The organism is Sphingomonas sp. PP-F2F-G114-C0414 (assembly GCF_003688595.1).
Taxonomy (GTDB): Bacteria; Pseudomonadota; Alphaproteobacteria; order Sphingomonadales; family Sphingomonadaceae; genus Sphingomonas.
This window is the reverse complement of record NZ_RCWT01000010.1, coordinates 244,757-262,328: the sequence shown is the minus strand read 5'-3', so window position 1 is coordinate 262,328 and position 17,572 is coordinate 244,757. Positions and strand designations below refer to the sequence as shown.

At 63.9% G+C, this 17,572-nt stretch carries 12 protein-coding genes; 5 read left to right on the top strand and 7 right to left on the bottom strand.

What is annotated here, in order from left to right:
- Positions 1-155: 155 nt before the first annotated feature.
- Both C8J47_RS06265 and C8J47_RS06260 read right to left on the bottom strand, forming a co-directional pair.
- Positions 156-1,325 (bottom strand): CehA/McbA family metallohydrolase, encoded by a 1,170-nt coding sequence (locus C8J47_RS06265; protein ID WP_121884929.1) that lies wholly within the window; start codon positions 1,323-1,325, stop codon positions 156-158.
- A 17-nt stretch (positions 1,326-1,342) separates the two neighbouring features.
- Complete coding sequence (locus C8J47_RS06260) at positions 1,343-3,850, bottom strand: TonB-dependent receptor (protein ID WP_121884928.1); 2,508 nt, start codon at positions 3,848-3,850, stop codon at positions 1,343-1,345.
- A gap of 269 nt (positions 3,851-4,119) precedes the next feature.
- Here C8J47_RS06260 and C8J47_RS06255 point away from each other — a divergent pair, with 269 nt between their 5' ends.
- The 4 genes from C8J47_RS06255 (at position 4,120) to C8J47_RS06240 (ending at position 6,618) form a co-directional block, all read left to right on the top strand.
- Positions 4,120-4,677, top strand: a complete 558-nt coding sequence (locus C8J47_RS06255) for a sterol desaturase family protein (RefSeq protein ID WP_121884927.1) — start codon at positions 4,120-4,122, stop codon at positions 4,675-4,677.
- Positions 4,674-5,471 carry a fatty acid desaturase gene (locus C8J47_RS06250; RefSeq protein ID WP_259467400.1) on the top strand — a complete coding sequence of 266 codons (798 nt, stop codon included), beginning with the start codon at positions 4,674-4,676 and terminating at the stop codon, positions 5,469-5,471. Before C8J47_RS06255 ends, C8J47_RS06250 begins: the two co-directional genes overlap by 4 nt.
- Positions 5,468-6,280 (top strand): sterol desaturase family protein, encoded by an 813-nt coding sequence (locus C8J47_RS06245; protein ID WP_121884926.1) that lies wholly within the window; start codon positions 5,468-5,470, stop codon positions 6,278-6,280. Before C8J47_RS06250 ends, C8J47_RS06245 begins: the two co-directional genes overlap by 4 nt.
- 107 nt (positions 6,281-6,387) lie before the next feature.
- Positions 6,388-6,618: a hypothetical protein gene (locus C8J47_RS06240; RefSeq protein WP_060525327.1), complete on the top strand. Its 231-nt coding sequence runs from the start codon at positions 6,388-6,390 to the stop codon at positions 6,616-6,618.
- Positions 6,619-6,750: 132 nt separating this feature from the next.
- Here the strand turns inward: C8J47_RS06240 and C8J47_RS06235 are convergent, their stop codons facing one another.
- From C8J47_RS06235 to C8J47_RS06225, 3 genes are all read right to left on the bottom strand, one after another.
- Entirely contained in the window at positions 6,751-9,807 is a 3,057-nt protein-coding gene (locus tag C8J47_RS06235; RefSeq protein WP_121884925.1) for a TonB-dependent receptor domain-containing protein, read from the bottom strand.
- 480 nt (positions 9,808-10,287) lie between these two features.
- The gene (locus C8J47_RS06230) at positions 10,288-11,100 is read right to left on the bottom strand and encodes a phosphatase PAP2 family protein (protein ID WP_121884924.1); all 813 of its coding nucleotides are present in this window, start codon (positions 11,098-11,100) and stop codon (positions 10,288-10,290) included.
- Between the two features lie 74 nt (positions 11,101-11,174).
- Positions 11,175-13,988, bottom strand: a complete 2,814-nt coding sequence (locus C8J47_RS06225) for a TonB-dependent receptor (protein ID WP_121884923.1) — start codon at positions 13,986-13,988, stop codon at positions 11,175-11,177.
- 232 nt (positions 13,989-14,220) lie between these two features.
- Here C8J47_RS06225 and C8J47_RS06220 point away from each other — a divergent pair, with 232 nt between their 5' ends.
- Positions 14,221-15,063, top strand: a complete 843-nt coding sequence (locus tag C8J47_RS06220) for an endonuclease/exonuclease/phosphatase family protein (RefSeq protein ID WP_259467399.1) — start codon at positions 14,221-14,223, stop codon at positions 15,061-15,063.
- Between the two features lie 18 nt (positions 15,064-15,081).
- Here the strand turns inward: C8J47_RS06220 and C8J47_RS06215 are convergent, their stop codons facing one another.
- The gene (locus C8J47_RS06215) at positions 15,082-16,572 is read right to left on the bottom strand and encodes a hypothetical protein (protein ID WP_121884921.1); all 1,491 of its coding nucleotides are present in this window, start codon (positions 16,570-16,572) and stop codon (positions 15,082-15,084) included.
- Positions 16,572-17,570 (bottom strand): iron-containing redox enzyme family protein, encoded by a 999-nt coding sequence (locus C8J47_RS06210; protein ID WP_121884920.1) that lies wholly within the window; start codon positions 17,568-17,570, stop codon positions 16,572-16,574. The genes C8J47_RS06215 and C8J47_RS06210 overlap by 1 nt, the downstream gene beginning before the upstream one ends.
- Positions 17,571-17,572: the final 2 nt, after the last annotated feature.

The window sequence follows — 17,572 nt, the reverse complement described above, 5'->3', positions numbered from 1 at the left end:
CTATCGCCGCGACATCTGCGTCGGCGGCGCGAACCTGTGAGGTTCTACACACGGCCTACACCGCTGCGACCCACGCCCAGCCGACCTGCATGCAGAACTGGATCGCCTGATCGTGGGCGCTTCTTCCCCGATCGGGTTGCGGGCCTCACCCCGCGCTAGAATTTCGGGTCGAAGTTGAAGAAGATCGGGTTCGACAGCGCGACCATGTTGCCGCTGAGCGCCATCGAATTGGGCACCTGCGGATAGGGCGTCTGCGGCCCTTCGACGGTGACGCGATAATAGGCGCGGCCGTGGATCGGCGGGGTGTCGGTGAAGGTCGCCGATCCGGTCGCGGGATCGCTGGTATAGGCGCCGAAATCCTCGCCGTCCTTGACCACCTTGATCTTGTACGCCGCGCCCTTGATGCCGCCACCGACAAGCTTGACCTGAAACGTCACCGGCTTGCCGGTCGGCACCGCATTGTCGCCCATCATCATGTCCATCCTGCCGTCGCCATCGCGATCGGCCATCAGCTCGACGCGCGGATCGTCGGGGTTGGCGCTGACCGAAACGCGCCCGTTGCCCAGTGCATCGATCACGCCCTGCGCGGTGCGCGTCTTCGCAAACACCCAGGTCGTCGGCGTACCGACATAATTGGCGGTCGCCTGGACGCTGTTGGGCACGGTCTGTGCGGCGGTATCGGGGATACCGTGGTGCGAATCGCTCCCGCCGCGCCCGGTGAGCTTGCGACCCGATCGGAGCATATCGTCCCAGATCATCATCGCGTTGAGGTTGGTCGGCCAGACCGCCGAATTCCAGACCTCGATCGAATCGACCATGTCGTAGGAGAAGCCGAAATGATCCTTGCCGCTCGGGTGGTTGGCCGACAGATGGATATCGAGCGATTTCTTGACCGCGAGGATCTTTGCATCGCGCTCGTCCTCGACGTCGAACAGGCGCTGGTGATCATAGGGCTTGGCCGAGAAGACGTTGCCGTGGCCGCGCACCGTCGTCCATTCCGCACCGTACAGCAGGATCACCGACTTCGACGTGAACTCGGGGTCTGACCAGGTGTTGTGCGCGACGTCGCCGTGGACGTGATTGTCGTGATCGGTGATCGCGAGATAATCGAACCCGGCGTTTTCGGCGAAACGGATGATCTTCACCTCTGGGTTGTTGCTCGAATCCTTGCTGTGGCGCGAATGGAGATGGAGATCGCCCTTCAGCCATACCCCCTCGGCCAGGCTTGCCACCGGCGGGATCTTCGGATCGACGGCAACAGGAGCAGCCGCGTCTGCCGAGGAGGATACAAACAGGAGCGCGACGAGCGCGAGACGATCGAGCATGGTGGGGTCCTTCCGTCTTAGAAGCGGTAGCTGACGGCGGCGCGGACGTTGCGCTGGTAGAGCGAGCTGCCGATGAAGACCGCCTGCCCCGCTTCGCTGCTGTCGATCGTCCCCGCGCGCGGATTGCCGTTGGTCAGGCCGAGCGTGTTGGTGATGTTCTGCGCGATCAGCTGAAGCTGGAGCTTCGGCGTGACGTTGACCTGCGCCTGCAGGTCGACGCTGACATAGGACGGCAGGCTGATCTTGTTGGCGACGTCGGTATAGAGCTGGCCGGAATAATTGACGTCGGCCTGCACGCGGAGCGTGTCGCCGAACAGCGTTACACCAGGGGTCACGCGAAAAATGTTCTCGGGGATGCCGTTCAGACGGTGGTGCGAATAGTCGGTGAGCACGCCTGCGCTGTTGGTGTAGATGAAATCGGAGAAGCGTGAGTCTTGGTAGGTCCAGGATCCGTGCAGGTCGAACCACGCGACCGGGCGGATCGTCGCTTCCAGCTCGATGCCCTTGGTGATCGTGTCGCCGTACACCGTCACCGGCGACAACAGGCCGTTGGCAAGCGTGCGGAAATCGCTGATCTGGTAGCTGTTGTAGACGGTGCGGAAGCCGGTCGCGTAGAAATCGACCGGGCCGCGCGAGTATTTGATCCCGCCCTCCAGCATGTTGAGCGTCTGCACCACCGGCGTCGCGCCCGCATTGGTGATGAAGTTGGAGACTGCCGGCAGCCGGAACGTGTCGGTATAGCGGACGAACGCGCCGACATAGGGCTGGAACTGGTAATTGGCGCCCGCCGTCCAGGCGAACCCGTCATATTTGCGGGAAAACGGCGTGAAGACGCCTGTGCCTGTCCCGACCGAGTCATCGGCAAGCGTCGGGCTCTGCCCCAGATTGACCTTTTGCGCGCCCTCGACCGCACCGCTTGTCTTGATCCGTTCATAGCGGACGCCGCCGTCGAACCGCAGTTTCGGCGTGATCTGCCACTCGTCGCTCGCATAGACCGCGACGTTGTCCGAAATGCCGTTGGCGTTGGCGAACTCGGCGCCGTAGCCGACGATGCCGCCTTCGGTCAGCGACGCGAGCTTGTTGCCGCTGGCGTCGAGCCGGTAGACGTCGAGCAGGTCGGCATGGTTCTTGACGTCGGTCAGCACCGACGCTGTGTTCGCGCCATATCGCTCGTTCTCGCGCGCATAATAGAAGCCGATGGCGAGATCGTGATGGCCAAGCAGGTCGAGCTTGCCGACGATGCGCGTGTCGTTGATGAACTCGCTCAGCGGCACGGTATGCGTCCGCGCGAGATCGACCAGCGCGAGCCCGTTGCCGTTCTGGTTAGCAATATCGAACGCATTGCCACTGTCGCGGTAGAACAGCCCGAGCGTCTGCCCCGCCGAGGCGTTGATCGCCTTGCCGTAATTCGCGTTCAGGAAGGTTTTCGCCGGCGATACATTGTACGGCGTGATGCTGTTGCGCTGCGTGAAGCTGTCACGGTAGCGCGTGTTCTGCTGGAGCTTGATCGTGTCGGTCAGCTGGTATTCGGCTTGCGCGCTGAGCTGTGTCAGCCGGACCGTGCTGCCGACCGCATTGTCGAATGCGATCGGGCCATTGGGATTCCGAAACGTCAGATGCCGCGTGTCCGGGCCGGCGATATTGTCCTTACGGTTGTCGAGGCCGGGAACGCTGACGACGTCGCCATCGGCGTTGCTGGTGTAGATGCCGCCGCCCCAATAGCCGACGCGTTCGTCGATGCGCTTGACGCCGAACGACACCGACCCGCGATCGAAATCGCGCGACAGCGTGGCGCGGATCTGCCCGCCTTGGTCCTGCCTGAAACCCGAATGGTGCTGGCCGTCGGACAGCCGGTAATAACCCCCGGTGAAGAAATGCCAGCCGGTGTTGCCGATCGGGCCACCAAGCCAGCCGTCGACGCGGTTCGAATTGTAGCTCGATCCTTCGTAGCGGATCAGCCCCTCGAGCGTATCGCCGCCGCGCCGCGAAATGAAGTTGATCGCCGCGCCGGGGGCGTTGGAATAGAAGATCGCCGACGGTCCGCCGCGCACGACTTCGATCCGCTCGACGGTCTGGTCGACCCGCAGCGACTGGTCGCCGTTGAGCCAGCCGAGCCCGGGATCGCCCTGGATCGGGATCCCATCTTCCAGCAGCGCGACGGTCTGGAACCCGTCGCTCGGGATGCCGCGGACGCGGACGCCCGCGCTGACTTCGCCCGAGGTCGGCGTGGTGTAGAACCCCGGCACCTGCTTGAGCGCTTCGGCCACCCCGACCGGCGCGCGCAGTCGGAGATCGCGGTCGGAGATCGTCGAGATGGCGTAGCTCGTCTCGACCTTGCGCTGGCCTTCGGTACCGGCGCGGCCCGTAACAACGATGTCGTCACCGTTCGTATCTCCGCCACCTTGGCCGGCTGCGGGAACCGTGGGAGTTGTCGCAGTCTGCGCAAAAGCGGGCTGTGCGACGAGCACGCTAGTAGAGAGCGCGGTGGCCAAGGCCACGCGCGACACGAGAATACGGGTCATCATTATTTCCCACCCAGCCAAAAGCTGGGCCAACCTATGATAGTCTTTGGTATCGTTTTTGTGACAAGGCGGTAGCAATACCAAATGCCGGCAACGGTGCGCCGAGCACGGAACTCAACTTGTGTCTTGCCGCTTCAAAGACGACCGCTCGCCGACCTCAGCGAGCAACCGATATTCTGGGCGCAATGCCTCGCATCGCAACGCCTTAGCGCGTATATGGAGCGGATGATGAAATCGTCGCATCGATCGGCCGATCACGGGGCCAGACGCTGATGTCGTGGGTCGAGAAGCTCGCGATCGTCGCCGGCATGGTGCTGTTCATGGAGTGCTTCGCCTGGGCAGCGCACAAATACGTGATGCACGGCTGGGGTTGGGGCTGGCATAAATCGCATCACGAAGAGCATGACGGGTGGTTCGAGAAGAACGACTATTACGCCATCGTGTTCGCGATCGTCCCGATCATGCTGTTCGTCGTCGGCCTGTGGTGGGAGCCGCTCTGGTGGGGCGCGCTCGGCATCACCGTCTATGGCGGGATCTACGCGTTCGTCCACGACATGCTGGTGCATCAGCGCGGCGGGTTTCGCTGGGTGCCCAAACAGGGCTATTTCAAGCGACTGCTCCAGGCGCACCGGCTTCACCACGCGGTTGAGGGCAAAGACGGCACGGTCAGCCACGGGTTCCTGTTCGCGCGCAAGCCGGCCGTGCTGAAGGCGCAGTTGCGCGCCAATGCCGATCCCCAGCGACGCGTCGCACGGTCGCAGCCGGCGGCACCGTCGGTGCAGTCGGCAACACCGTCGGTCGCCCCCCGCTCGGTTGCGGCGGATCAGTGAGCGTCGCATCGCCCCTACCCGCGTCCTCGCCCGGCGCTGCGGCTCGGCATCAGGCGTGGATCGGCCTGTCGCTCGCCGCGGCGATCGTTGCGGTGTGGCTCGCGATCCACATCACCGGAATCTTCTTTTGGCGGTGGAGTCTGGCCACCGTGCCGATCGCCGTCGTGATGGTGGTCGTGCAGACTTGGCTCAGCACCGGCCTGTTCATCGTAGCGCATGATTCGATGCACGGCGCGTTGGCGCCTGGCTATCCGCGGCTGAACCGCCTGACCGGCGCAACCTGTCTCTCGCTGTACGCCTGCCTTTCCTACGCGACCTTGCTGCCGCAGCATCACCTCCATCATCGCCATGCCGGCACCGCGAGCGATCCCGATTTCCATGGCGGCGATCCGAGTTTGCTGGGGTGGTTCCGGCAGTTCTTCCGCACCTATTATTCGCACGGGCAGATCGTCCGCATCACGCTCGTCGCATTGGTCTACACGCTCGTACTGGGCGCACCGCTGGGAAATATCGTGGTGTTCTGGGCGGTGCCCGCACTCGGTGCGGTGTTGCAGTTGTTCGTGTTCGGCACCTGGCTGCCGCACCGCGAGCGCGACGAGCCGTTTGCCGACCACCATCACGCGCACAGCGCTAAAATCCCGCCGCTGCTGTCGCTGCTGACGTGCTTTCATTTCGGCGGCTATCACCACGAACATCATCTGTCGCCCGGTACGCCGTGGTGGGGCCTGCCCGCCCGACGTCGCGCCCTGACGGTGCGCACCGGCCACCCCGAACCGGCACGACGCGCGCTATGATGCTGGCCATTCTACTGTCCGCGATCGCGATGACCGTGATCGTCGGTGTCCGCTATCTCGCCGTCTCGGGCGCCTTCGCCTGGGCGACGCGCCGGAAACATCCGGGTCTGTATCTCGGCCTCGACCCGCAGGTCCGACGCGAGATCGTCTGGAGCCTCGCCTCGGCGGCGATCTACGGCATCCCGGCCGGCGTGGTTGCCTGGGGCTGGCAGCATCGCGGCTGGACCCGCGTCTATTCCAACATCCACGCGTACCCGCTCTGGTACTGGCCGGTCTCGGTGCTGCTCTATCTGCTGCTCCACGACGCGTGGTTCTACTGGACGCATCGCTGGATGCACCGGCCCGCGCCGTTCAAGCTCGCGCATGCGCTGCATCATGCCAGCCGACCGCCCACCGCCTGGGCGGCGATGGCGTTCCATCCGATCGAGGCGCTGACCGGCGCGGTAGTGATCCCGTTGCTGGTCTTCTTCGTACCAATCCATATCAGCGCCCTCGCTGTGATCCTGACGATCATGACGGTGATGGGCGTCACCAACCACATGGGGTGGGAGATTTTCCCGAAGTTCATGTGGTCGGGACGGCTTGGCGGCTGGCTGATCACCGCCAGCCATCACCAGCGGCATCATGAGCTCTACGCGTGCAACTACGGCCTGTATTTCCGGCATTGGGACCGTCTGTGCAGCACCGATCGCGGCGTCGGCGACTTCCTCCGCGAACACGCGCGTGCCGAACGCCGCGCGGCCGCGGCCGATGCGGCTGGCGCGCCGGCTACCGCCGATGGACCGGGTTCGCGTCGTTCGGGACGGTAAGCCCGGTCGACTGTTCGACTGTTCGACCGTTCGGGGCCACGTCTCGTCGACCGTCCGGCTCCTTATCGTACCGGGCACGTTTTCGCTTCCATCTGAGGGAGATGACAATGACCGACGCCACTGCCGTAAGCGCCCGCCAGCGCGAGATCGCGACCGAGCACCTGCTGTTCAAGCTGATGGAATATGTCGAGGCACAGCATCCCGGGCTGCTCGACTTCATGGAAGACAGTCTGGATCACCTCGGCGATCCTGCCACCGACGATACCAAGGATGACGAAGGTGTTCGCCGGATCGCACGCCGGATGATTGTCGGCGCCCGCAAGGAGACTGCGAACTGATCGTGCGCCTCCGCCTGTAGCGCTAAGGCTGGGTGTATCGGCGGCGATCCGTCGCCACGCGACGTGCCCCCATCCAACAGAAAAGGCGGCCCTCGCGAGAAGGCCGCCTTTCTTGTTCTCGACAAGCGAGGGTTAGAACTTGAAGTTCGCCCCAGCGCGGAACGTACGACCGATGACACCGGCATAATGCCAGGTCGGCAGGTAGTTGGTCCCCGAATACGACGCCGGCGCGACCGGTGCCTTCTCGTTAGTGAAATTGCCGACGTTGAAGTTGAACGAGAACTTGTCGTTCACTTCGACCGACATGTTCAGATCGGCATAGATGAAGCGCTTGATGTAGCAGAACTTGTCGCCCGTTCCGTACAGGTTGTTCGCGCAGCTCAAGTCGATGTTGCCGGCGTCGTCGGGAGCGACCTCATCTGCGGCCACCGCCTTGATCCGCGACACGTAATAGGTCGTCGCGGTCAGCGAGAATGCACCGAACTGCAGCGTGTTCTGCCAGTTGCCACGGATACGCGGCGTGCCTGCACCCGACGACAGCTCGTATGGTCCAAGCGTACCGGCATATTTCTGGACGACCCCGTCGCCATTGTCGACGTTGTACTTGAACAGGCGAGTCACATCGATGCGGCTGATGAAACGCGCTTCGCCGCCGAGCGGGACATTGACGTTCGCGCCCAGATCGATGCCCGACACCGACTGGCTCGCCGCGTTGACGTACGGCGCGTTGATGATGAGCACGCGGGGCAGCGCGGCCGGAAAGAGCGGATCGATCGCGTCGACCGCCGATACCGTGTAGCCGGCGGGCAGCGGCGTACCGGCGAAATAGGCGGCCCGGGCATCGGAAGACTGCGGCCCCGTGACGATCACGTTGGTCTTCTTGATGTTGTAGTAGTCGACCGTGAAGCTGAACCAGGGGGTCGGCTCGATCACGACGCCGCCGGTGAAGCTGCGCGACTTCTCAGGCTTCAGGTCGGGGTTGCCGGTGAAACCCGAACCCAGGCTGTAGGCCAGATTGTACGGGTTGCCGTTGGCCTGGCACGACGTCAGCGTTCCGGTGCCGCCATGGGCGAGGATGAAGCTGCACGGCGGCGTTACCGTCACGAACCCGGCGTAGCTCGAGCGTGCGTTGTTCTCGGCGAACGTCGGTGCGCGGAAGCCCTTCGAATAGGTGCCGCGGACCGCGATCTGCTTGATCGGCGTGAACTTCGCACCGATCTTCGGCGAGAAATTGCTGAAGCCTTCCGAATAATGATCGTAGCGGCCCGACCCGTTGATCTCCAGCGTGCTGAGGACCGGAGCGTTGATCTCGAAATAGCCTGCGGACACGGTGTGCGACCCGAACGCCGCCGAGGTGTTGGCGTAGCGATCGAGGTTGGCGTTGAGGCTGTTGTTCTCCTCGACCTCGTGACGGATCTGACCACCGACGGCGACCTGAAGCGGGCCACCCGGCAGGTCGAACAGCTGCTTGCTGATCGACGCGTCGAGCGAGGCGAGCGAGGTGTGCGACCCGACCGAGAAGCGCGGCGCGACGAGATCGCGCGTTGCCTGGCTGTTCGCCGACGGATTGACGAAGTTGTAGGCGCCGGTGTTGATCGCCTGCTTAAGCCCCGCGATGTTGATCACGCCGAGCGAGTCGATGTTCAGATTGTCCTTCGCGCCGACCGCATCGACCTGCCAGTTCCAGCCGCCCTCGAAGGTGCCGCGCAGGCCGGCGGCCCCACGGATGACTTCGTTGGTGCGGATCTGGCTCGCGGGCAAATCGCCGAACAGATAATAGATGCGTGCCGCGCCGTTGCTCGGATCGTTGGCAAAGGCGGTCGCATACGGGTTGTTCGGGTTGAGCTGACGATCGGCGGCGGTCACGCAGTTGATGCCCGCCGAGCAGACATACACCGGCAGGACGACGCCCGGGTTGTTCGAGGCCAGGGCCGGCGACGCACCATAAGGCTGCGTCTGGCGGATAGCGCTGGGTGGGCGCGTCTTGGTGACGACCTGGTTGTGCGAATAGCTGCCCGACACATAGCCTTCGATGTTGTCGGAGATCTTCAGGCTGAGGCGGCTCGAGAACGCGTACCGCTCCTGCGCCGGCTGGATCTGGACATATTCGGTGGTGTTATCGTGTTTGCAAGCCGTACCGCGCGACCCCCCGGTCGTGACAGTGTAGCTGCCGTTGCCGCAATTGAGATTCAGCGATGTAAAATTGCTGTAGGGAACCGTCTGCCCTGCCGCATTGACGTAAGTGCCATTCGCCGCGGCCGTCCGTCCGCCAGCGTACGGGTTATTGAGATCAGTCTGACTGGTCCGCACGACAAGGGCGTTGATTGTGCTCTGAGGGAGCGCGTTATCGTTGGGGTTGCCGTCGATGCCACCGATCGAGCTCAGATCGAGCGTGTTGAAGGGGAACTTGCGATCGCTGACCGAGATCGCCGTGTCCTTCTGATACTCACCGTTGACGTAGAAGTTGAACCCCTGGCGGTCATAGTCGCCGATACCGGCGGTCAGGTTGGCGCGGTAGCGGCCACCGTCGCCGAGTTCCGAAATGCCGCCCTCGGCAGTGCCCGACACGCCGACGACGTGCTTCTTCATGATGATGTTGACGACGCCGCCGATCGCGTCGGCGCCATAGCTCGACGACGCGCCGTCCTTCAGCACTTCGATCCGCTCGACCGCGCTGAACGGGATCGAGTTCAGATCGACATAGGCGTTGTGGCCGTCATCGTTGAGCGGGAAGTTGGTCGAGCGCAGCCCGTCGATAAGCACCAGCGTCGACGACACGCCGAGACCGCGCAACGACACGGCGGCACCACCGGCCGAGAAGCCGTTCTGGAAGCCGGTCGAGATCGAGCCGGCGCCATCCGCGGAGATCGAACGCACCGCGTCGTTGATGTTGGTGATACCCGCGCGCTGCAGCGTCTGCGTGGTCAGCACGGTGACCGGCGACGGCGTCTCGGTATCGGTCCGGCGGAACAGCGAACCGGTGACGACGATCTCCTGACCGGTCGCATCGGCCGGCTCGGCCTTGGTATCCTGCGGTGCGATCGTGGCTGGAGCCGGCGCGGTTGCCGAAGCGTCGGTGGTGGTGGTCGCATCCTGTGCGAAACCGGTGGCCGTCGAAAGAATGAATGCCAGCGGCGTAGCGGCCGCGAGCAGGATCGCCTTCGAGGTCGAACGAGATGTCGAGATCATGAAATAATTTCCCCCCAGTGGCCCCGAACGGTCGCTTTGACGATCCGTCCGAAACGATGTGTCCCGACCGCCGCGGCGCGGCTGATCAGGACTATGGGGAGAGAAGTGAGGTAACGTATCTGTCATGTAAAGCAGCAAAGCTGGCGTGTAACGAACAGCGCACCATAGTGATGGAAATGACACAATCGGTGGCATGAACACCGGTGAATTTGTACTATTTTCACTGGGTAGCGGCAGAGCGCACGAAAATTACATAAGGCTGTCGCCTCGTGACGCCGGTCAGCGGGCTGCGTCCGAGCCGCTGGAATTATAACGGGGACTACGAAACGCCCTACCCAGCGTGCGCGCAGTTTGCGCGAGGCGAGCGTTCAGATGGTCTTACTGCGTGCTGCCCTCGCACTCGATTGTTCTCGCAATTCGACTGCCGCCACATGCCTTTACCCGGTGAACCACGGGGACTCACCCGACCCGAATAGGCGTCTAACCTAAAATAGGCCGAGCGATCAGCGCCCGTTCTGCGGCACAGCCGGCAGCCGCCGGACGGGCAGCGGCTGGGGATTGTCGTAGCGCCGATAGCTCGGTCCGCGCCGCCGCGAGATCCGCCTGGAACGCGGGCGACGACGACAGCGCGGTCAGCGTGGCGCTCGCCGACAATCGGCCGGCTTCCACCGCACTGGCGTTATGCGCGCCACAGACGATGCGGCTTTGCCCGAACGCGCGACCGCGTGCGAGGATGGAGGTCGCGCGGTCGGGTGCGAGTTCTGCCAGCAAGGTCGCCCATGTCCACCCCGCCGTGGTATGTCCCGACGGATAGTCGTAACTTCCCTGCAATTCGCCGACCGGCTGGCATACCGCGCCTTTGTCGATCAGATAGGGGCGCTGTCGCTTGTAGAATGACTTCGCGATGCCGGTGTTGCGCGCGGTGTCGGAACCGGCTTTCTCGATCAGGCGCGCGGTCAGCGGTGCGTTGGCGGGCGTGAGCTCGACCCCCATGGCGCAACTGAAATCGCGCATCATGTCGCCCGTGCCGAGCTTTACGTCGTTGGTCGCCAGTCGCCAGCGCGGCGAGCCGACCAACGCGCGCGTCTGGCGGAAGATCGCGCGGTCCGCCTGCCAGCGCGGGTCGTCCCGCTGCGGCGCGGGCGGAAGCACTGCGAGGATATCGAACGCGCCTTTCGCCAGATAGACGAGCGGCTCCTCGCCTTCGGGGCGTTCGACGACGCCTTGCGCCAGGGCAATTGCGGAAAGACCGAGTATCGCGGTCGCTGCAAGAATGGCTGAGGGCACCCGCATTTCGGCGTCTCCTGAGGTGGTCGTGTGAAGTAACCTTGCCTATCGATGAGATCGGCGGCTGTCGGGAAACGCCGCTAGAAGCCTGCCGTGAGCGTCATCGTGAAGGTCCGGCCCCAGCGGACGATCTGCGGAACCTGATAGCTGTCCGGGCCGACCGTGCGGTAATAGCTGATATTGTCGAAGATGTTCGACACCGCGCCGGCGATTTTCAGATCGCTGTTGACGCTGTAGCCGACCGTCGTGTCGACGCTGCTGGTCGCGCGCTGCGTGTCGTTCAGCTCCTTGCCGCCGAAATCGCCGAACCGGTACGCGGCGATCAGCGGGCCGTTGTAGCGGTACGACACGTTCGCGGAGAGGCCGCCCTTTTCGTAGAATAGCGACGCATTGTAGAGCCGTTCGGGCGCCCCCTGCATCGGCTGGGTCTTATCGGTCGACGCGTCGTTCAGATGCGCCCACGAATGCTGCAGCGTCATGTTACCGGATATGCCGAATCCGGATTCCCAACCCGGCAACTCCACCAGTTGGTACCGTGCAGCGATTTCCACGCCGTAAAGGCCTGCGGTTCCGCCGTTGACCGGCTTGGACACCGATTGAAGACCATCGACCGCGATCTGCGTCGCGCGGAAGTTCGTGCCACGATCGTAGAGATAGTCGCTCAGCGCCTTGTAGTACCCGGCGACGGAGGCGCTGAAACCGCGATGCTGGTGTTCGATGCTGGCGTCGAAATTCCAGGATTTCACGGCCTTCAGGTCCGGGTTGCCTTCGGTCACGCTGATCGTGCCGTCCGAGTTCACGCTCGTCTGGCTCCCGCCGGCAAGCTGGAAGAATGCCGGGCGCGTGTAGCTCCGCCAGACCGCACCGCGAATGACATTCTCCTCGCCCGAACGGTAGTTAGCATGAAGGCTCGGGAGGAGAATGTCGTAGTGGGTCCGGCTGGACTTGAAGCCTTCCTGTAGCGCCGATCCCGAGATGCCGTCGACGCTGACGGAATTCCAGAAGATGTTGTCGATATCCGTATGCTCGAACCGCAGGCCCGGCTGGACCTCGAGCGCGTTGCTGACGATCTTGGCGAGCGCGTACCCCGCATAGACGTTTTCATGCCCCGACAGCGTGTTCCGATTGAAGTCGTTGGCCGACAGCGTCGTGGCCGCTGCGGCGTTGCGCGCCGCGGCGGTAAGCGCGGCGCCATCTCCTCGTACGAAGCTATAGGGGTAGTATTCCCGATCTATCGACGACTCCTCGCCGCGCGCGAACGGGCTGGCGTTCAGTGCTTGGCCGGCGGGCAGGAAGTTCAGATTGCTGTAGTCGCGCGAGAAGCTGTCGCGCGTACTGTGCACGACCTTGACGCCGGCGGTCAGCGATTCCAGCCACGACCCGATCTTGTAGGTCGCATCGAAGCGTCCGCCGAGCTTGGAGGCGGTGCTGCGCGAGTTGGTGAACTCACCGCTGTCCTGTTCGACGCCGTACAGCGCATTGTTGTTGAAACGGGCCAGCTGCGCGGTGCTGAGCAGGGGCAGAGGATAGCCGTTACGATAGGAGAGCGCGAAAGGGCCGTTTAACTGGTTGCCCGCGAACGTCTGGTAGGTCACCTCCGAATGGTCCGGTGCCGCGCTCTTGCCCCAGCTCCAGAAGCCGCTGTAGCCGAGCGTCAGGCGACCGGCATCGGTCGTACCGCCGAGCACGCCCGATGCCAGCGTCGACTCCGCCGGGGCCGTTTCGAACCATGCGTGATATTCGCCGTCGCTCTCGGCATTCTGGTAAAGACCATCGGGGCGGACGACCGCGGCCGAATAGCGGTCGGCCTGGATGCTTTTCTGATAGATTTTCTGTTCGATGTTCGAGACCGCATAGGTGCCGCGTGCGTAGAGTTTCGTCGCACCCAGATGCCAGTCGAAGCCGAGCGCGCCGCCATAGCGCACCTGATTGCCCTCGCTGAACTGGGCATTGGTGCTCGTCAGCAGCAGATTGTCCTTCTTGGCGAAGCCATCGGGATTGCTACCCTGCTCGCCTTGCGAGACCGCGAACTCCCATTGGCCAGCCTGGAAGTCGACCATCGTCGAGGCGAAATACCGCTTGCCGTAATAACCCGAGGCGTAAACGCCGAACTGCTCGTCGTTGCCGAAGCGGTGCGAGACTTCGGCCTGCACCATCCCCGTCCCCGCCGGCGTGTGGTAATCGAGCGCGTATTGGCTCAGGCCACCCTGCAGATAGAGACCGACATGCGTCTTTTTGTCGAAGTCGAAGGCGGACGGCGTGCGGAAGTCGATCGTGCCACCGATCGCGTCGCCGTCCATGTCCGCGGTCGACGTTTTGTTGACGACGACTGCGGCGATGCCAACCGGAGGCAGCAGATCGAGCTGGATCTGGCGCGAATACGGCATGCCCTGCGCCGCGTTCGCGCCGTTGACGAGATTGACGTTGTACGAACCGCTCAGCCCACGAAGATAGACGAAGCTCGCGCCACCCCGCGCCGCGCCGTCGAGGCCGCCGTGATTGCCCGACGAGGGCGTGCCGAAAAAGTCGGTCGGTGCGACCGAAATACCCGGCAGTCGTGCCATCGCATCGACGACGCTGACATTGGGTTGGCGCTGGAGGTCGGCGCTCGACAGCACGCTGGTCGTACCAGTCGACTCGATCTCCGCTTTCTTCGAGGCGTGGCCCGTGACGACGATCTCCTCACCCGCGGCATTTTTGACCTCGTCGGACTTACCCACGACGACACCCTGCGCCTGGGCTTGCGCGGATGGTGCGTCGGCACCCTTCGCATAGGCGGCAGACGGCATGGCCAGCGTGGCAATTGCGATCGCCAGACAGGCGGTACTCCCGCGTAAAGCGAGCACGCCGAACATGGGACGCACGTCCTCGGCAGAACGATCAAATCTGTTCATGCAACACCTGAAAATGGGGAATAACTTCGGTCTGCGCCGCCCCTAGTGCGAGCGTATGACGGCGATGTGACGTATCGTATAATATATGTAACGCCGTTTTAGGCGTGGTCGCACAATCGAAACTGGCAGCGATGGTGCGCTTCAGTCGATGTCATCAGACGGACACGAACCCTGATTAGCGCGGCGGAATCAGATCGGACCATCCCGTCATTCTTCGTGCAGCAGGTTATCCATGAAGCGTTATTCCCTCAAGATCCTGGCTACCCTGACATTGGCCCAGGCAATGCCGGCGGTCGCACAGGACCTGCGCGTCATGACGTTCAACGTGCGCTATCCGAACCCCGACGATGGTCCGAACGTATGGGCAAAGCGCCGCGACGTGTTCGTGAAGACGGTCCGCGCGGCCAATCCCGACGTGATCGGAACACAGGAGCTATTCCAGTCGCAAGGCCGCGATGTCGTCCGTGCGCTGCCCGAATTCCGCTGGTTCGGCCGCGACCGGTTTGGCGGCCATACCACCGAGCATATGGGCATATTCTACCGAACCGATCATCTCCGTCTCGTCAGCCAGGGGGACTTCTGGCTTTCGGAGACCCCGGCAGTGCCCGGCAGCATGGCTTGGGGTGCGACGCTCCCACGGATGGTCTCCTGGGGCATCTTCGCGACGCGCGGCACGAAGCCCTACAGGTTCCTCATGATCGATACGCATTTCGCGAACCGCGACGTCGAAGACGAGGAAGCCCGTCGTCGATCCGCAGACCTGATCGCCGCCAGGCTACCGATGCTCGCCAAGGGCCTGCCGATCGTGCTCACCGGGGATTTCAACGCGACGCCCGACAGCGAAGCGCATCGTCGGCTGGCGGCCGTCCTCACGGACGTCTGGGCGACCTCGCCGACGAAAACCGGTCCTGAAGGCACGTTCCACGACTTCACCGGCAAGCCCCAGGCAATGATCGACTACATCATGGTACGCGGTTTCGCGCCGGTCAGCGTCGCCGTGCTGACCGATCACGCCGGCGACCGCTATCCGTCCGATCATTTTCCGATCGTTGCCGTGCTGCGTCGCAAAGACTGAGCACTCCGACGTATCACCTTAACCCGAACCACCACCGGGGGCCAGCGGGCGACCGAGCGGCCCCTGCAGGTGCAGCGACGTCTGCGGTCCGTAGAAATCCGCGATCCCACCCCAGGCGCGGTGGTTGAGTTCGAGCAGGAACAGGATGCGGCGCATGACGCGCACCTGCGTCGCAGGGGGTCTTGCGACGATGTGCTCGAACGCGTCGCGCGAGATGCTGTTGTGGTTCAGATCCTCGTTCAGTTCGTCATGATCGCCCGCCAGATCGCTGAACGCGGGATTGGTACGCGCGACCGAAGCGAGCCTAAGCGACATCTTTGGCGGCTCGCCGAACACACCCTCGATGACCATGACCGACGCGCAGGACGTGACCGGATCGACCTGCGCCATGAGAGTCAGCAGGTCGACGAACGCGAAATGCAGCGGCAGCGGTACCGCGCGATCGAGCGCCGCCTGGGTGATGCCGAGCGTCTCGCAGGTCGTGCTCTCGAGCGCCTCGTGCCCGACCTCCTCGCCGAAATAGCGGAACATCATCGCCCGCAGCGGCGCGATCAGCCGGCGACTGAGATTAGGCGCGATGATCTCCACGAACCGGCAGGTCACGTGATATTGTTCGATGAACGGCCCCGCGATCAGCGGCGACCAGCGATCGCCGAGCGCATCGAGCATCGTGACATACGGGTTTTCGCCCCATTTCCCGAGCGTGCTGCGGGTCAGCATCTCGACGCGGCGCATGAATTCGAGGCCCGTCAGCGTCGGCAGATCGGGGATCGGCGGAACGGCGAAGCGCAGCGCGGCATCGTCGGTCGAGTCCGCCAGCGCCCGCGCGATCAGCCAGAGGTGCGATTCCAGATCGCGCGGATCGTAGAGCGCCAGCGCCTCGACGATCGCGTCGCTCTCCGGCAGCGCGGCGTCCTCGCCCGTGATCCGCGCGAGCATCACCCCGGCGGCGATCAGGGTCAGTGGCGCCGAGTTTCGGAAATAGGCGAACTCGGCGATGATCAGCCCAAGATGGAAATTGGGTTGGACGTCCGCGTCGAACGGGTCGCCCGTGGTGCCCAATGTCGCGCTGGCGAGCGCCATGTCCGACTCGATCCTCAGCACGGCTGCGTGGGCGACGAGGCGGTCGAGCCGGTGGGTTGGCAGGTCCGCCCGAATGGCGACGATGGTGCCGTCGATGCATGAGTCGATCGCGGCGATCCGCGCGGCAAGTGTCTGTCGGATCCCGTCGTGCCCCTCCCCGATCAGCGCGCGGCCATCGAGAAAGGCACCCAGCGCGCCCCAACCATCCGCCCCCGCTTCGCGCATCAGGTCCCAGAGCGGGGCGCCGCCGTCGCGCAGCGTCGCCAGTTCGGTCGCCATCCGTGTCGCCGACGCGGCATCGTCGAGCGCCAGGACATATCTCGCGTCGCCCTGCGTAAGCGCGATCGCGGATGCGTCGGGCGCGTGCTCGATCGCGTCGACGCACAAGCGCGGATCGGCGTAGCGGTGGAAGGTCCAGAGATCCATCAGGAATCCTCGAAGATGCGCGCGATCGCCGCACGGGGCTGGGCGTAGAACGTCAGGATCTGCTCTTCCTGGAGGATCATCGTCTCGATCATCAGCGCGACGTTGCGCTTGACCACCACCGCGGCCTCGCGGTCGACCACCCCTTCGAGCGCCATCAGGTCGCGCGAGATGTCGGCATGCTCGTAATCCGCGTTGAGGTCGGCATGATCGCGCAGCGGCAGGTAGAAGGCGGCGGGAAGATCGAGTTCGCGACAGCGGTCGTCGAACGCGTCGACGAACGCTACCTGCGCCACCTCGAACAGGAACAGCACGGCCTTGAACGACAGCGGGTGCTGGCGCGCATAGACGCCGAGCGCGGCGCATAGCGCAAACGTGGTCGGTAGCGGCTGATGCGCTTCCAGCTCCTCCGGGGTGAGACCGACCGCCTCCAGCGCGCGCGCCAGGAACGCGTCGTGGCCGAGTTCGGATTTGAGAAACCCCTGAAGCAGATCGCGTTCCCGCGAAGTCCGGGCGGTCGCGAGCGCGGGCCCGATCAGCCCCGGCGCCGCCTTGACGATGTAGAAATATTCAAGCGCATACCCGATCAGCTGTTCGCGCGTCGCGCGGTGTTCGAGCAGCGCGGTGTGGAACGCGGACCGTGCGACGCGCTGCGTGACGCGCTCGGCGATCCGGCGGATCTCGCGGTAGAGCTGCGCGCCGCTGACCAGCCCTTCTGTGCCCGGCTCGGATTCGACCAACAGCCGGACCGCGTCGAACCCCTGGAGCAGCGCCGGTACCTTGTCGGCGATCTCGGGAACGCCGGCGATCATCGCGTCGATCGAAACGCCGCCACCCACCAGCTGGGCGATCAGGCAAGCCACGGCAGGCGCCTCCGCGGTCTCGAACGCGAACGCGCACGTGGTCTTGCCGATGCGGATCGTGGCCTCGTTCGCATCGATATCCGTGGTGACGCCGAGCCGAAACTTGGGCTGGCTGAGCCCGACTATGGTGGCCTCCATGC

What these genes read in the sequence shown, in the direction of transcription:
- C8J47_RS06265 (WP_121884929.1), bottom strand. Translation starts at nt 1,325, where the DNA reads ATGCTCGATCGTCTCGCGCTCGTCGCGCTCCTGTTTGTATCCTCCTCG.
- C8J47_RS06260 (WP_121884928.1), bottom strand. Translation starts at nt 3,850, where the DNA reads ATGATGACCCGTATTCTCGTGTCGCGCGTGGCCTTGGCCACCGCGCTC.
- C8J47_RS06255 (WP_121884927.1), top strand. Translation starts at nt 4,120, where the DNA reads ATGTCGTGGGTCGAGAAGCTCGCGATCGTCGCCGGCATGGTGCTGTTC.
- C8J47_RS06245 (WP_121884926.1), top strand. Translation starts at nt 5,468, where the DNA reads ATGATGCTGGCCATTCTACTGTCCGCGATCGCGATGACCGTGATCGTC.
- C8J47_RS06240 (WP_060525327.1), top strand. Translation starts at nt 6,388, where the DNA reads ATGACCGACGCCACTGCCGTAAGCGCCCGCCAGCGCGAGATCGCGACC.
- C8J47_RS06235 (WP_121884925.1), bottom strand. Translation starts at nt 9,807, where the DNA reads ATGATCTCGACATCTCGTTCGACCTCGAAGGCGATCCTGCTCGCGGCC.
- C8J47_RS06230 (WP_121884924.1), bottom strand. Translation starts at nt 11,100, where the DNA reads ATGCGGGTGCCCTCAGCCATTCTTGCAGCGACCGCGATACTCGGTCTT.
- C8J47_RS06225 (WP_121884923.1), bottom strand. Translation starts at nt 13,988, where the DNA reads ATGAACAGATTTGATCGTTCTGCCGAGGACGTGCGTCCCATGTTCGGC.
- C8J47_RS06220 (WP_259467399.1), top strand. Translation starts at nt 14,221, where the DNA reads ATGAAGCGTTATTCCCTCAAGATCCTGGCTACCCTGACATTGGCCCAG.
- C8J47_RS06215 (WP_121884921.1), bottom strand. Translation starts at nt 16,572, where the DNA reads ATGGATCTCTGGACCTTCCACCGCTACGCCGATCCGCGCTTGTGCGTC.
- C8J47_RS06210 (WP_121884920.1), bottom strand. Translation starts at nt 17,570, where the DNA reads ATGGAGGCCACCATAGTCGGGCTCAGCCAGCCCAAGTTTCGGCTCGGC.